Consider the following 13192-nt stretch of genomic DNA (forward strand, 5'->3'; position numbering starts at 1 on the left):
TTTGTGCTCCCCGGAGAGCCGGCGATCGGCGGGGCGTCAGTATACGCCCTCGCCCGTCACGAGGACGCCCCGCACCGGGTAGGTGCCGTTGCACGGGCCCGTGAACTCGTGGTGCACCCGCTCGAAATACAGGTTATACTGCCAGCCCAGAACCCACCACTCGTTTCTCCCGTGAAACTCCGACGTAATGGTGAGAACATTCCCGTCGGCTGCATCAAACGAGAGGATGAACGGCACCTCAACGACATATCCGGAGGATCCCGGGCTCAGGTAGAGATAATCGTCGTCGGAACCGCTGATGTTGCCGAGAATCCGGTAGGGCGCAAAGAGGGGCTCGGTCCCGATCGGTGTTCTGGTCTCGATCTCGTGGCCGGGGTCGGTATCAAACATATGGAGCTCCATCTCGACGAGCACCGGCGTATCCTCCGAGTACTTGTTGGAATAGATATGAGTCGGTTCCGGGAGTTCCGACTCATTCTGCCCCGGCATAATTGCGATCGGTTCTATCCTGTTCTTGTAGACGGGATCGATCCGCTCTGCCGAGATGTTGAGCATGGGGACGCCGCCGACGTCCTCAATGCGTACCGAGATGTTGTCCCGGTCGAAATTGCTGAGGCTGGCGCGGGAGAGGTTTACAGGGGTCACGTTCGTCCCTGAGTCCGGGTTGTATCTGGAGGGAAGAGGAAGCAGGAGGACCGCATCCTCAATGGGGCCCGACGTGGAGACCTTCAACTCATACCTGTATGATGACTGGAAACTCTCTGCTGCGGACCGGTCCAGGGACCCCATGACGAGCGCCATGAAGATGAATAGGAGCGCCGCGAGGATGACTCCCGCAACGAGCACCGCCTTCAGCATATTCGATCGATTCAGCATCGCTGATCAGGGCTTTAGGGAGTTGCCGGTATTATGCCCTTCGGTTCTCCCCCGTGCCTTCTTCGCACGGAGGACGATGCTACCGGCCCACAACTATATATGGCATAACCGGCGTCGAGAGCCCGCAGGAGGGGAGATGTTCCATGTCGTATCTCACCGTCGGTAAAGAAAACTCTGGCACCATCGACCTCTATTACGAGGATCACGGTGCGGGCAGATCGGTCATCCTGGTCCATGGCTGGCCGCTCTCGAGCAAGTCCTGGGAGAAACAGGTGCCGGTGCTGCTTGAATCGGGTTACCGTGTTGTCACCTACGACCGCAGGGGGTTTGGCAACTCAGGCAAACCGACCTTCGGCTACGATTACGACACCCTGGCCGAAGACCTGCACAAACTCATGACGGAACTCGACCTCGCCGAGGCCACGCTCGTCGGATTCTCGATGGGCGGCGGCGAGGTGGCCCGCTACCTCGGCACCTACGGGAGCGATCGCGTGGAGAAGGCCGTCTTCATATCCGCGATCCCGCCGTTCCTCTTAAAGACGGCCGACAACCCCGAAGGCGTCGACGGCAGCGTCTTTGACGGGATCATGGAGAGCATCGCCGCCGACCGTCCGGCGTTCCTCTCCGGGTTCCTCTCGGACTTCTACAACGTCGACATCTTCGGGGGCGACCGGGTGAGCGACGAGGTTGTCCGCCTCAGCTGGAACGTCGCCGCCGCCGCGTCCCCTGTGGGCACGCTCGACTGCGTTCCCGCGTGGCTGACCGACTTCCGGGACGATCTTGCGAGCATCGACGTGCCGGTTCTCGTGATCCATGGCGACGCCGACCGGATCGTACCCTTCCCCGCCTCAGGGAAACGTACCCCCGGGTTGGTCAAAGACAGCCGTCTCGTGGTGATCGAGGGCGGGCCGCACGGGATCACCTGGACCCACGCCGACAGAGTCAACCGCGAGTTACTGAATTTCCTCGGGCAGCGGGTTCAGGCGGCGCAGCCGTTTGCAGCAAACCCCACGTAGGAGGCTGGCCCTCGCTCGCCCTCACTCCACCGGGATCAGCCCGGCGTTCGTTCCGGTGATGCACCGGCCGCCCCCGCGGCCGACCACGAAGGTGTTCTCGATCCCGACCATTCCGACGCCCCGGACTCCCTTCTTGGGCTCGAGAGCGATCACCATCCCCTCTTCGAGCGGCTCGTCGAAACCGCGGGCGATCACCGGCATCTCGTCCACCTGCAGGCCGACGCCGTGGCCCAGGAACTGCACCCGCCGCTTCCCGTAGCCCATGAAGTTCTCGAGGAATGCGGGATCCAGGCCATCGATTATCGTCGCGTAAATCTCCGAGGGCGCAGTCCCCGGCCGCAGCATGGACGCCGTCTCGTCCTGGACCTTCACGCACCGATGATGCGCCTCGATCGCCTCTTCGGGGAGCGGTCGCCCAAACATGCACGTCACCGTCTTGTCGGTGTGGTAACCCCGCACCCCGCACGCACAGTCGACGAAGACCAGATCTCCGGCTCCGAGTTTCCGGTCATGGCTGCCGAGCACCGGTGCGCCGGGAGCCGCTCCGAGGCACCCGCCCGCCCCGTCGAAACCGGTCGGGTAGATGGTGCTCTCCCCGAACCCGAGCTGCCCGAGGATCATCTCCGTCCCGAACATCCCGAACCGGGCAATCCCGTGGTGCCCTTCCCGGACCAGGCGTGAGAAGACCTCGCCCCCGAGTTCCGCCTCGCTCATTCCCTCGCGGAGCATCGCAGGAACGCAGTCTTCGAGCACGTGGCGGTGAATCCTCCCGGCCTGCTCCAGGATCGCGAGTTCGTAGGCGCTCTTGACCGATCTGACTTTCGCCGCCTGTGCATCAAGCGGTTTTACCTCGCGGAAGGGGAAGTGCTTCCGGAACCTCTCAAGCAGCGCGAGGGGCACCGTCTCCGCTTCCACGTGAACCGTCTCCGGGCATGCGCCCATCCCGGCAGCCGCGTCGCGGAAACTCTTCATCGGCCGGATCTCGGGGAAGTGCGACTCGTCGAGCGCCCTCTCAATGCTCCGGCGCACCCAGAGCACGCCCTCATCGTCGCGGGGGATGAGGAGAACCCCGTCCTGCATCGTCCCGGTGAAGTAGAACTGGTTTGTCCGCCCGAAGATCGCGGCGAACTCCCACGAGGGGTTCTCGGCATCCATGCGGAGCCGAAACCGCTCCATGCGGTTCCGGAGCTCCGGGGCGGGGGTCTTATGCTCCATACGCATGATTGGGTGGCGATGGTATTTAGCTCTGGCGGGGCAACCCTGCGTATAGCCCCGGGTCCGGCACGGGCAGTTTCCCGCGACGAACGGGGGCAATTCCGACCGCATGGGTTATAGAGCCGCACGACGCATCACTGTCATGGAAACCCCTTTCATCTTTACCCTACACGAGGGCCTGCCCCGCCAGGGGCCGGGGAGCAACGCCTGCACGAGGAAGGCCTTCTCGATGCTCGCCGATCTTTCCGCCCGGCCGGAGATCCTGGATATCGGGTGCGGGGCCGGGATGCAGACGGTCGAACTGGCCCGGATCTGCCCCGGCTGCCATATCACCGCCGTCGACATACACCAGCCGTTCCTCGACGACCTCGCCCGACGGGCGGCGTCGGCAGGGGTGGGCGATCGGATCACCACCGTCCGTGCCTCGATGGACGACCTGCCGTCCCCCGATGCGTCGTTCGACGTCCTCTGGGCGGAGGGCTCGATCTTTATCGTGGGGTTCGAGAAGGGGCTCGCCTCATGGAGGCGGCTCCTCCGTCCCGGCGGCTACCTCTGCCTCACCGAATCTGTCTGGTTCACCGAAGATCCCTCGCCGGAGGCGGCGGCGTTCTGGAACGACTGCTACCCGGCGATAACGACGGTCCGGGAGACCTGCGCGATCGCAGAATCTGCCGGTTACGCGGTCGTCGCGACCTTCCCGCTCCCGAAGTCAGCGTGGTGGGAGAATTACTATATGCCGGTCCTCAAGCGGGTAGAAGACCTGCGGCCGAAAGTCGCCGGCAATCCCGAGGCAGAGGCGCAGATTGAGTTCGCCGAGCGGGAAACCGCCGTTTACCGGGAGCATGCCGACGAGTACGGCTACGAGTTCTTCATTCTGCAGAAGAAGGGGTGACCGTTACCTCCCCTTTGTCTTCCCGATATCCCTCTGGATTTTGCCGATCGCTTTCCAGCGCTTCTTCTCGAGTCTCACAAGCCCGATCTCCGCTTTATCCCGTTCGAATGCGAGTTCCTGCACGAGCCGGTGAAAACTCCCCAGCCGTGCTGCAGGGAGGGTCCCGTCCGCGACGGCCGCCCGGACCGCACAGCCCGGCTCCTCTTCGTGCCGGCAGTCCGAGAACCTGCAGCCCTCCGCGAGTTCGAGGATCTCGGGGAACGTATCGGCGATGCCGGCGGATGCCGCACCGATGCCGACCTCCCGCAGACCGGGGTTGTCGATCATGAGCGCCCCGCCGTCGAGGACGAAGAGCTGGCGGACGGTCGTGGTGTGCCGCCCTTTATCGTCGTAGTCCCGGGTATGCGAGGTCTCCTGCACCGGACGACCCATGAGCCGGTTGATCAGGGTGGACTTGCCGACACCCGACGAGCCGATGAGGGCGATCGTCGTTCGCGGCGGGAGGTACGGATCGAGCCGGTCGACGCCCTCCCCGCTCACGGCGCTGATCGGAATCACCGGTATGCCGGAAGAGGCAGAGGCGATCTCGTCGGCGAGCGTTGCGGGATCGTCCGCGAGGTCGGACTTGTTGATGACGATCACGGGGCAGGCGCCGGATGCATGGGCGATCGCGAGAAAACGTTCGATCCGGCGGGCGTTGAGATCGTGGCCGGCGGCCGTGACGATGAAGACCGTGTCGATATTCGCCGCGATGACCTGATCGCTTCCGCCGCGTCCCGTGCTTCCTCGCGCGAACCGGGTCTTCTGCGGGAGGATGTCGACGATCATCGAGGTTCCGGCTTCCGGTTGATGGAGTAATACGACGAAATCCCCCACCGCCGGGAACCGGCCGAGTTTCCGCAGGGCTCCGGAGATCCCGGCCGTGACGGACCCGCCGTCGACGAGTATATCCCACACCGTCTTCTGCCGGCAGGCCACGCGGCCGGGGAGATACGGGCCGGCGTATTTCGAGAATGCTTTCTCGTGCTCGTCCGTCCATCCGAGGTCTTCGAGCGTATAGGGATGCTTTTCTCCGCATCGGGGAGTGGATTGGTTCATAACGTGGCCAAACCTCTGTAAATTGGATGGCATGCAAGGGGACAAGTGCTTTGTGGTCGCGGTTCACGGCACCGACGGCTTGGACCCCGTCGTCCTGAGCATGATGCTTTAAACCGGGGGGCGGTTGACTCTATATTCTGCAGACGCACAATAGAGGAACCAGATGAGCGGCAAGTATGTCCACGGCTACACGGAGCGGGAAGCGGAGCGGTTGAGCGACCAGGCACAGACCCTGACCGGGCTCCTCCACGACGACACCCGCTACCCGGCAGGCTCGCGAGTGCTCGAGGCCGGGTGCGGCACCGGCGCCCAGACGGTCATCCTGGCGCGGAACAGCCCGGAGGCGCGGATCACGTCGGTCGATATATCCGAAGTCTCGCTTGGCGAGGCTAAGAAACGCGTAGAGATCGAAGGCATCACGAACGTCACGTTCGAGGCGGGGGACATCTTCGACCTCCGCTACGAGCCGGGGAGCTTCGACCACATCTTCCTCTGTTTCGTCCTCGAACACCTGGCGGAACCCCACAGGGCGCTCGAACAACTTCGCCCGCTGCTCCGGGAGGGCGGCACGATCACGGTGATCGAGGGGGACCACGGCTCGGCGTACTTCCACCCGGACAGCACCCATGCCCGCCGGGCGATCGGGTGCCTCGTCGACCTCCAGCGGGAGATGGGCGGCAACGCCCTTATCGGGAGGGAACTCTACCCGCTCGTCGCCGGTGCCGGGTACCGCGACGTCAGCGTCTCCCCGCGGATGGTCTACGTGGATGGATCCCGGCCGGACCTTGTCCGCGGGTTCACGAGACTGACCTTCACCGCCATGGTCGAGGGCGTCGGGGACGACGCGGTGAACCGGGGGATGATGAGCCGGGAGGACTGGGAGCGGGGGATAGCCGACCTCTACCGCACCTCCGAACCGGACGGGGTCTTCTGTTATACGTTCTTCAAAGCAACGGGAAGGAAGTAGCCGGGATACTTACCGCTTCGCCCCAAACGGCGCCATGAGGTATCCCCCGAATCCCGCGAGCCAGAGGAGCGCGGGGTAGACGATCATCCTCTCCGACCCCCCATGGCCGATAGGGCCGTAGAGGCTCATGATGCCAAAGTCGCTCGCGGCATGCGTCACGAGGAAGACGAGGCCGACAATGCCGGCGATGATCGAGATCGCCTTCAGGGGTCCCCGGACCAGCGAGGCGCAGGCGATCGCCTCGACGTTGAAGAAGACGAAGGCCGCGAGTGCAAAGAGGCCGTGGATGCCGGGAATATCCAGCGTGAAGACCGCGGCGCCCATCGCCCCGGCACCCGTGAGGACGAAGACGGGGAGGATCCAGCCTCTGCCGTAGGAGCGGTAGAGGAAGTAGCCGCCGATGACGTTCAGGAGGCCTGCAAGGAAGAGGGAGGAGTTGAAGAGCCATGCCGTCGCGCCGGTCACGCCGAGATCGCTGATTGCATTTAGATTGATGCTGTAACCCGGCGCCATGGCCGCGCCGGCCATGAGGGCGATCATGAACTGGACCGGGAGCAGGAAGAGCAGAACCCCTGCAATCATCTGACTGTTGTTTGTTCGGCGCATGGTGAACGGATAGTGGCTCCCCCTTTATAATTCCTGCACTGGCCCGACGGCGCCGGTTTTCGCAGCGTGCCCGGGCTAATGTTAACAACGTTAACGAGATCGGGGAGCAACACCGGGCGCCTACTTCGTCGCCATCGCGCGCAGGATCGCCATGATCCCCGGTTTTGCCGTTCTCTGGAGTGGCGAGCCGAACTCTTCCATCTCCGTATCCCCGGAGCCGAACATCTCTTCGTTCAGCCGGTTGGTGATCTCGTCGAATATCCGCTTATACGCGATACAGTGAGGATCGACGCCCTGGATCTCGCCGTCCGTCGGCGTTATCGCGTTGTAGGGGCACCCTCCCCGGCAGTATTTGATGTGGGGACACCCTGCGCATTCGCGGTCGACGAACTCCTTGAACGCGTGCATGAGTTTCCAGGCGTCTGATTGGGCGAGGTCTTCGGCTGTGGGGCGGTCGTAGACGTTCCCCATCGCGTACTCCGGCATCCCGACGAAGCGGTAACAGGGGTATATGCTCCCGTCCGGCCCGAAGGCAAGGGTGGTTCCCATGCAGTCCACGAACGTGCAGACGGTGCCGTGCCGGGTAAAGATGCACCTGCAGAGGTCGTTGATGTTCATGACCTCTATTTTGCTCAGGTTCTCCAGGTACTTATCGAGGAGGTAGACCAGCAGTTCCCCGTAGGCCTCCGGCTCGAGCGCCCACTCTTTCGGATCCTCGCTCCGGAGTGACGGCAACGCCGGGTGCAGTTTGAGGGGAAAGCCGTTCTCAAGGAAGAAGTTGAAGATCTCCTCCTTACCCTCGACCGACCGGCAGGTGAACGTGCAGATGAACCTGACCTCAAGTCCGTTTGCTTTTGCGATCTCGTAGCCCCGCATGGTCTTCTGGTAGTAGCCCTTCCCTCTCTGCGTGTCGTTGATCTCCTCGGGGCCGTCGATGCTGGAGCCGATGGGAATATTGTATTCTGCGAATATCCGGGCCATCTCCGGGGTGAGCAGCCAGAGGTTGCTCTGCAGGGCGAACGTCGGTTCGAGATGGGCGAGGCCTTCGGAGAGGGTGGGAAGTGCCTGCCGGTAAAAGTCCGCGCCGGCAAGGAGGGGCTCTCCCCCGTGGAAGGTGATGGTGACCTGGTTGGACTGGTAGTCCTTGAGCCATTCCGCGATCTCCCGGACGGTCTTGATACTCATCACGGGAGACCGTTCATCGGAACTCCAGCAGTAATGGCATTTCGACGGACAACCGAGCGTGGGGATGATCATGACGTGAAATGGACTCTTCATCACACTCAGCTTCACGTTATGAGATGTAAAATTTATTCATGCGGCATCAAATCCTGCGGCCCTGGCGAGTGCGTCTTTTCAGGTAAGCGAGGCCATTTGCAAAGATAACAAATTTGCATGGAGTGTGCCGAATCGCTGCTGAAGCGCCAACGTGCGGTGTTCCGGTTCAGGTAGCAGAATGAACTGCTCCGTCGCGTATACCGCCTTTTTAAGGCGATATGATTAAGTAATCGTATAGGGGTTTCGATGTTCATATCCGTCATACTCGCACACCCGCACGGAGGAAGCTTCAACCATGCGATAGCAGAGGTCGCCGTCGCTGCCCTCAGAGAATGCGGGCATACCGTTGCATTCCATGACCTCTATGCCGAGAACTTCGACCCACTGCTGCCCTACGACGAGATTCTCCGCGATGCGCCGCTGCCTCCGTTCGTTGCCGCGCACTGCGCGGAGATTGCCGCCGCCGACGGCCTCGTGGTGGTTCACCCAGACTGGTGGGGGATGCCTCCTGCGATCCTGAAAGGCTGGATCGACAGGATCCTGCGCCCGGGCGTCGCGTACCGGTTTCTCGAAGGGGATGCCGGAGAAGGCGTTCCAGTGGGCCTCTTGAAGGCAAAAGCGGCACTCGTCTTCAACACCTCGAACACCCCAGGGCAGAGGGAACTCGAGGTCTTCGGCGATCCCCTTGAACGGCTCTGGAAGGACTGTATCTGCACGTTTTGCGGAATTCCGGCCGTTCATCGCCGGATGTTCTCCGTTGTGGTCACGAGCACCGACGGGCAGCGCAGGGCCTGGCTCGACGAGGCGCGGAGGATGACCCGCGAGGTATTCCCGCCGGATTCCGCCTGAGGCGGCCCGGAAACATTTTTTACTTCCTCTCCGTATTGATGGGTGAGGAAGGAAAATGGACTTCTCCGACTGCGTGAAATTCGCAAACGAAAACCCTGTGACCTACATCGCGACGATGGACGGCGACCAGCCCCGGGTCCGGGCGTTTGCCATGTGGTTTGCCGATTCGACCGGGTTCTACTACCACACCGGGACCCCGAAGAGCGTCTGGCAGCAGCTTACGAAGAACCCGAAGGTCGAGCTCTGCTTCTACAATCCCGAGGGTAAAGGAATGATGATGCGGGTCGCAGGGGCGGTCGAGTTTCTCGATGACGCGGCCTTAAAAGAGCGTCTGGTCAAAGAGCGCCCGTGGCTCCTCCAGATCGGGGTCTCGGGCGCGGACGACCCGAAACTCGCCGTCTTCCGCGTGGCGCACGGCGAGGCATACTTCTGGACGCTGGAACAGAACATGCGGGAAGCCGAGGCGCCCCGGATCAGGTTCTGAGCCACCCTGCGCTTTCGCATGAAGTGAAGTACAGGGGTATCGATAGAACCTCACGCGAAGAGCGCGAAGCCGCGAAATGGCTCACAAGTACTCATCTACCTGTCTTCGCGTTCTTCGCACCTCGCACCTTCGGTGCTCGAACTCCGTTCCTCTAGGAACGTCGTTCCTACCGGTGCTCACGCTCCTGCCCTTCGGCCAGCCGCGCTTCGCGGCTTCTCGTGAGGCTTACCAATCTTTCTTCATCACCTCGGCCTTCAACTCCTTCGGCATCAGTTCGATGGCGTACCGGAGCGCCGTCCGGGGCATCTCCCGCTTCTTCGCCATGACGTAGGAGAAGATCTCGTCCGTGTGCTTCCGGCTCGCCTCCTTGAGGAGCCATCCGTAGCCTTTCTGCACCAGGTCGTCCCTGTCGGTCAGGAGGAGGTCGGCGATTGCAAGGACCTCGTCGAGGAACTCCCCGCGCTTCGCGGGCACGATCAGCGAGACCGCCGCCGCCCGCCGCATCCAGCGGTTCTCCGACTGCGTCCAGCGCTTCAGCTCCTCGATCCCCTCCGGGTAACGGACGATGAAGTCCCCGACGGCATGGTTGCAGAGGCCGTCGCAGGTGGCCCAGTTGGTGATGTAGTTCTCAATCCAGTGCCGGAAGACGGTGATATCGCCGGGTTCGTAGCGGTCGGCGAGCCGCGGAGCCCACCGGGAGACGACGAACGCCTCCTCCATCATCCCCGAAGAATAGAGTTCCTCGCAGAGGGCGAAGATCTCCTGCTTCTCGCGGGATTTGACCTCCTTCCAGTATTTTTTCGCGATCGCGACTGCGGTTGCCGTCTTCATCCCGTAGCACCGAACCTCCTCCTTGAAGAACCGCTGGCCTCTCTCCCGGAGTTCGGGGTCCGCCTGCGCTGCAAACTCCTGCCGTATCGCCTCGACGACCGGATCCATATAATGGTGTAATGGGGGGCGGGAGATAAACGATCCGCTACCGTGCCCGGCGGCCCGGCAACCCCCGCCTCCCGAGATACCGTTCGATATGCGTCTTTTTGATCCCCATCCTGAGCAGGCGTTCGAAGACCTCTTCCCGCCCTTCGATCGCGATCTTCCGCTTTGCCCGCCGTAGCGCCGCGACCTCGTCAGGGTAGGGGAGCGGGCCCTGCCCCTCCGTCAGGCGCCGGAGTTCGGCCGGATCGCAGCCGGTCGCGGCGACCCCCTCCCCCGGACGCAGATCGATCCGGCACGTCCCGGCGACGTACTCGATTCGCCGCCACCCCTCCTCCCGGTCGATCACGGCGTAGGAAGCCGGGGAGCAGTCGAGTGCGACGTAGGCCTTCCCGGCGACCATGCCCGCCATCATCCCGTAGTGGCCGGTGACGATGCACGCCGCGGGGAGGTCGAAGAGCCATACCCGGTTCGCGAGAGGCGCGTGAGCCACCACGATATCGACCGGCCCTTCGGCCGAGCGGGCCATCCTCCTCTCCTTCCCGGTGGGGACGCCGAGGAAGCGTATGCCGCAAACGTTCTGCACCTCCCCCGTTATTTCGTGGATGTAAGGATTCGCTTCCGCCGCCTCCCGGACGCGGCCGTAGGTGCCCATCGTGTCGTCGTTGTTCCCCTCCACGACGACGCAGTGCCGGCCCGCCGCTGCGATCTCGCGGAGGAGGCCGAGAAAGAGTTCCGTCTCGTCGAGCGTTGAGCGCGAGCACCGGTCGTAGGCACCGTCGCCGGCGAAGACGACGATTTCCGGGTCCGTCTCCTCGACCGCCCGGAGGAATGAGCCGATCCCGACCCGGCCGCCGGACGGCCCCTTCTCCTCTGTCCCCCACGCGAGATCGCTGAATGCGAGTATCCTCGTCCGCGGCATGACCCGGAGATACTACCGCAGGAGACGATAGGTTTCGCGGTCTGTTCGGCAATCCAGCACCTTCGCCTCACGGCAGATACCCGTCCGCATACTCGAGGAACCGCTCCACGACGGCCGTCGAGTAGGGGCCTTCCTCATACGCTGTCGCGAGGGTCAGGCGGTCGCGGAAGGTGGAGGCGATCAGCAAAAACCCGTACGGCCAGCAGGTGCAGGGGTGGTACTGGATGTCCTGGATATCGAGCGCCGCACCGCCCTTTCCGGGGATGGGGAGGTAATCGCCGGGGTCGAAGACACCGAGATTCGAGAAGACCGGGTTCTTGTTGCCGGACGTGCGGTAGCGCTCGATCATCCCGTCGAAGAACGTCCGCACCGCCGGCATCCCGCCCGCCATGATCTCCTCGTAGAAGAGGATGGCCGCAATGCCGGGACTTCCCACCTTCCGGCGGGCCGTTATCGCCGTCACCCGGCCGATGATATCCTCGAGCCGGCCCCCCTCCCCGGAGGAGAGGGTGACCTCGTAGGCGATGGAGAGGTTCGTGAGCGGAGCGTCCTCGTAGAGGCCGGGATACCTCCTCCGCAGGTCGGCCGAGGTCAGGAGCGACCGGGGCTCCTCCCGGTCAGCGTGTTCGCCCCGGATCTTCTGGAACGCAAGGAAGAACGCACCGATAAGGACGTCGTTCACTGTGGCCCCGTGCTCCTTCCCGAACGCCTTTATGCGCCCGAGTCGTTCGGGGGAAAGCGTCCGGGAGGCCACCCGGGGCGTTCCCCTCCCGGTTTGCTCGCTTGGGAAGCGCCACCGGTCGATGAATGGTTCCTCCTCCGCGAGCGCCTGCCGCCGCTCTTCATCGGAATAGAGCGCAAGAACCCTGTCCGTGCTCCGCTCGTAAGGGGCGCGGGGGGCCGGCCGGAAGTCCGGGTCGTCCGCGATTCCCCGGTAGGCCGCAAAGAGGTCCCGGGCAAGGGTGAGGGCGCCGGTGGCGTCGCAGAAGCCGTGGTGGCAGGTGACGGCCACGGTATCCCCCTCTTCCCTCCGGTAGAGGTTGACCCGCACCTGCGGCCCGGAGCGGACGTCGAGCGGCGCCGGTGGCGCGTGGAGGGGCTCGTCCCCGCCGGCCGGGACGAGGACGAATGCCCCGTCCCACCGTTCCTCCGGGATCTCTTCCCAGACCGGCTGTCCGTCAACCTCCGCGAACCTCGACCGGAGGTAGGGATCGGACGCAACGAGCCTCATCGTCGCCGCCCTCATGGCCCCCGCGTCGACTTCACCGTCGAGCGTGAAGACGACGTGCATCGTCGGATCGTAGATGCGCTCGAAGTAGACGTTGAAGACGTCGAAGGCCGGCGCGGGATGGCGGATTGGCGGGGCAGACATCATCTTAACCATCTCCCGGTTGTGGGATAACTGCTTTCTTATTCAGCACTCTCTCGTGCGGGAGCGACCGTGCTACTCCAGTACCCTCCGGACGGCGGCCTCCCAGATCCGGTGCGCCTCGTCCCGTTCGAGTCCTGCCGCCGATCCCATCCTGATCCCGAGAATGACGGAGATGATGATCCTTGCAGAGAGGTCCGTATCGAGGTCGCTGGAGAGGTTTCCTGCGGCTTTTTCTTCTTCGAGAACCGCAGTGAGGAGATCGTGGATGGCCCGGTAATTCTTCCCGACAGCATCACGGAGGGAGTCGTCTCGCACGGCACCGGCGAAGAGTTCGATGATCGCTTTCATTCCCGTTTCGTCTTCGGGGTAGATAACGCGATCAAAGATCGCGGAGAACATGTCCTCGGGCGTATTTTCTGAGCAGGCATCATGCAGGTTCTCCGAGAGCCGGGACCGGATGTAGGCGAGGGCGGAAGAGATCAGGTCGTCCCTGCTCTTGACGTAGAGATAGAGCGTCGCACGCGAGATGCCGAGCCTGGCGGCGACGTCCTCCATCTTCAGGTTGGAGAACCCTTTCTCGTCCACCTCGGCTATCGCGGCCTCGATGATCCTGCGCCTCGCTTCGTCTTTATACTCGGGCACGACCTTCGGCATGATACTAACACGTGTGTCAGTAATCTTATA

The 13192-nt window shown here is 63.1% G+C and carries 14 protein-coding genes; 5 read left to right on the forward strand and 9 right to left on the reverse strand.

Annotated elements, in window-relative coordinates; translation table 11 throughout:
- Nucleotides 1-36: 36 nt before the first annotated feature.
- Nucleotides 37-876 carry a hypothetical protein gene (locus MEMAR_RS04340; protein ID WP_011843730.1) on the reverse strand — a complete coding sequence of 280 codons (840 nt, stop codon included), beginning with the start codon at nucleotides 874-876 and terminating at the stop codon, nucleotides 37-39.
- 143 nt (nucleotides 877-1019) lie between these two features.
- Between MEMAR_RS04340 and MEMAR_RS04345 the strand changes: the two genes are divergently transcribed.
- Entirely contained in the window at nucleotides 1020-1892 is an 873-nt protein-coding gene (locus MEMAR_RS04345) for an alpha/beta fold hydrolase (protein ID WP_011843731.1), read from the forward strand.
- 21 nt (nucleotides 1893-1913) lie between these two features.
- Here MEMAR_RS04345 and MEMAR_RS04350 read toward each other — a convergent pair whose 3' ends face one another.
- A complete protein-coding gene (locus MEMAR_RS04350) occupies nucleotides 1914-3107 on the reverse strand; it encodes a M24 family metallopeptidase (RefSeq protein ID WP_011843732.1) in 1194 nt (397 codons plus the stop codon).
- Nucleotides 3108-3249: 142 nt separating this feature from the next.
- Between MEMAR_RS04350 and MEMAR_RS04355 the strand changes: the two genes are divergently transcribed.
- Complete coding sequence (locus MEMAR_RS04355; RefSeq protein ID WP_011843733.1) at nucleotides 3250-3999, forward strand: class I SAM-dependent methyltransferase; 750 nt, start codon at nucleotides 3250-3252, stop codon at nucleotides 3997-3999.
- 3 nt (nucleotides 4000-4002) lie between these two features.
- Here the strand turns inward: MEMAR_RS04355 and rsgA are convergent, their stop codons facing one another.
- Nucleotides 4003-5097: a ribosome small subunit-dependent GTPase A gene (gene rsgA, locus MEMAR_RS04360; RefSeq protein WP_011843734.1), complete on the reverse strand. Its 1095-nt coding sequence runs from the start codon at nucleotides 5095-5097 to the stop codon at nucleotides 4003-4005.
- A 163-nt stretch (nucleotides 5098-5260) separates the two neighbouring features.
- On the opposite strand from rsgA, the gene MEMAR_RS04365 reads away from it, so the two are divergent.
- On the forward strand, nucleotides 5261-6064 hold the full coding sequence (locus MEMAR_RS04365) for a class I SAM-dependent methyltransferase (RefSeq protein ID WP_011843735.1): 804 nt from the start codon (nucleotides 5261-5263) through the stop codon (nucleotides 6062-6064).
- Between the two features lie 9 nt (nucleotides 6065-6073).
- Here the strand turns inward: MEMAR_RS04365 and MEMAR_RS04370 are convergent, their stop codons facing one another.
- Both MEMAR_RS04370 and MEMAR_RS04375 read right to left on the reverse strand, forming a co-directional pair.
- Nucleotides 6074-6670, reverse strand: a complete 597-nt coding sequence (locus tag MEMAR_RS04370) for a DUF998 domain-containing protein (RefSeq protein WP_011843736.1) — start codon at nucleotides 6668-6670, stop codon at nucleotides 6074-6076.
- A gap of 120 nt (nucleotides 6671-6790) precedes the next feature.
- Nucleotides 6791-7948: a TIGR04083 family peptide-modifying radical SAM enzyme gene (locus MEMAR_RS04375; protein WP_011843737.1), complete on the reverse strand. Its 1158-nt coding sequence runs from the start codon at nucleotides 7946-7948 to the stop codon at nucleotides 6791-6793.
- 246 nt (nucleotides 7949-8194) lie between these two features.
- Between MEMAR_RS04375 and MEMAR_RS04380 the strand changes: the two genes are divergently transcribed.
- A complete protein-coding gene (locus MEMAR_RS04380; RefSeq protein ID WP_011843738.1) occupies nucleotides 8195-8797 on the forward strand; it encodes an NAD(P)H-dependent oxidoreductase in 603 nt (200 codons plus the stop codon).
- Nucleotides 8798-8852: 55 nt separating this feature from the next.
- Complete coding sequence (locus MEMAR_RS04385) at nucleotides 8853-9281, forward strand: pyridoxamine 5'-phosphate oxidase family protein (protein ID WP_011843739.1); 429 nt, start codon at nucleotides 8853-8855, stop codon at nucleotides 9279-9281.
- Between the two features lie 225 nt (nucleotides 9282-9506).
- Here MEMAR_RS04385 and MEMAR_RS04390 read toward each other — a convergent pair whose 3' ends face one another.
- From MEMAR_RS04390 to MEMAR_RS12440, 4 genes are all read right to left on the reverse strand, one after another.
- Nucleotides 9507-10220, reverse strand: a complete 714-nt coding sequence (locus MEMAR_RS04390) for a DNA alkylation repair protein (protein WP_011843740.1) — start codon at nucleotides 10218-10220, stop codon at nucleotides 9507-9509.
- Nucleotides 10221-10257: 37 nt separating this feature from the next.
- Nucleotides 10258-11136 carry a metallophosphoesterase family protein gene (locus MEMAR_RS04395; RefSeq protein WP_011843741.1) on the reverse strand — a complete coding sequence of 293 codons (879 nt, stop codon included), beginning with the start codon at nucleotides 11134-11136 and terminating at the stop codon, nucleotides 10258-10260.
- Between the two features lie 67 nt (nucleotides 11137-11203).
- Nucleotides 11204-12511, reverse strand: coding sequence for a condensation domain-containing protein (locus tag MEMAR_RS04400; protein ID WP_011843742.1), 1308 nt, complete (start codon nucleotides 12509-12511; stop codon nucleotides 11204-11206).
- 69 nt (nucleotides 12512-12580) lie between these two features.
- The gene (locus MEMAR_RS12440) at nucleotides 12581-13162 is read right to left on the reverse strand and encodes a TetR/AcrR family transcriptional regulator (RefSeq protein ID WP_011843743.1); all 582 of its coding nucleotides are present in this window, start codon (nucleotides 13160-13162) and stop codon (nucleotides 12581-12583) included.
- Nucleotides 13163-13192: the final 30 nt, after the last annotated feature.

The organism is Methanoculleus marisnigri JR1 (assembly GCF_000015825.1).
GTDB lineage: Archaea > Halobacteriota > Methanomicrobia > Methanomicrobiales > Methanoculleaceae > Methanoculleus > Methanoculleus marisnigri.

Coding starts and splice junctions, on each gene's coding strand:
- MEMAR_RS04370 (WP_011843736.1), bottom strand. CDS start 6,670: ATGCGCCGAACAAACAACAGTCAGATGATTGCAGGGGTTCTGCTCTTC.
- MEMAR_RS04340 (WP_011843730.1), bottom strand. CDS start 876: ATGCTGAATCGATCGAATATGCTGAAGGCGGTGCTCGTTGCGGGAGTC.
- MEMAR_RS12440 (WP_011843743.1), bottom strand. CDS start 13,162: ATGCCGAAGGTCGTGCCCGAGTATAAAGACGAAGCGAGGCGCAGGATC.
- MEMAR_RS04345 (WP_011843731.1), top strand. CDS start 1,020: ATGTCGTATCTCACCGTCGGTAAAGAAAACTCTGGCACCATCGACCTC.
- rsgA (WP_011843734.1), bottom strand. CDS start 5,097: ATGAACCAATCCACTCCCCGATGCGGAGAAAAGCATCCCTATACGCTC.
- MEMAR_RS04385 (WP_011843739.1), top strand. CDS start 8,853: ATGGACTTCTCCGACTGCGTGAAATTCGCAAACGAAAACCCTGTGACC.
- MEMAR_RS04390 (WP_011843740.1), bottom strand. CDS start 10,220: ATGGATCCGGTCGTCGAGGCGATACGGCAGGAGTTTGCAGCGCAGGCG.
- MEMAR_RS04355 (WP_011843733.1), top strand. CDS start 3,250: ATGGAAACCCCTTTCATCTTTACCCTACACGAGGGCCTGCCCCGCCAG.
- MEMAR_RS04380 (WP_011843738.1), top strand. CDS start 8,195: ATGTTCATATCCGTCATACTCGCACACCCGCACGGAGGAAGCTTCAAC.
- MEMAR_RS04350 (WP_011843732.1), bottom strand. CDS start 3,107: ATGGAGCATAAGACCCCCGCCCCGGAGCTCCGGAACCGCATGGAGCGG.
- MEMAR_RS04400 (WP_011843742.1), bottom strand. CDS start 12,511: ATGATGTCTGCCCCGCCAATCCGCCATCCCGCGCCGGCCTTCGACGTC.
- MEMAR_RS04395 (WP_011843741.1), bottom strand. CDS start 11,136: ATGCCGCGGACGAGGATACTCGCATTCAGCGATCTCGCGTGGGGGACA.
- MEMAR_RS04375 (WP_011843737.1), bottom strand. CDS start 7,948: ATGAAGAGTCCATTTCACGTCATGATCATCCCCACGCTCGGTTGTCCG.
- MEMAR_RS04365 (WP_011843735.1), top strand. CDS start 5,261: ATGAGCGGCAAGTATGTCCACGGCTACACGGAGCGGGAAGCGGAGCGG.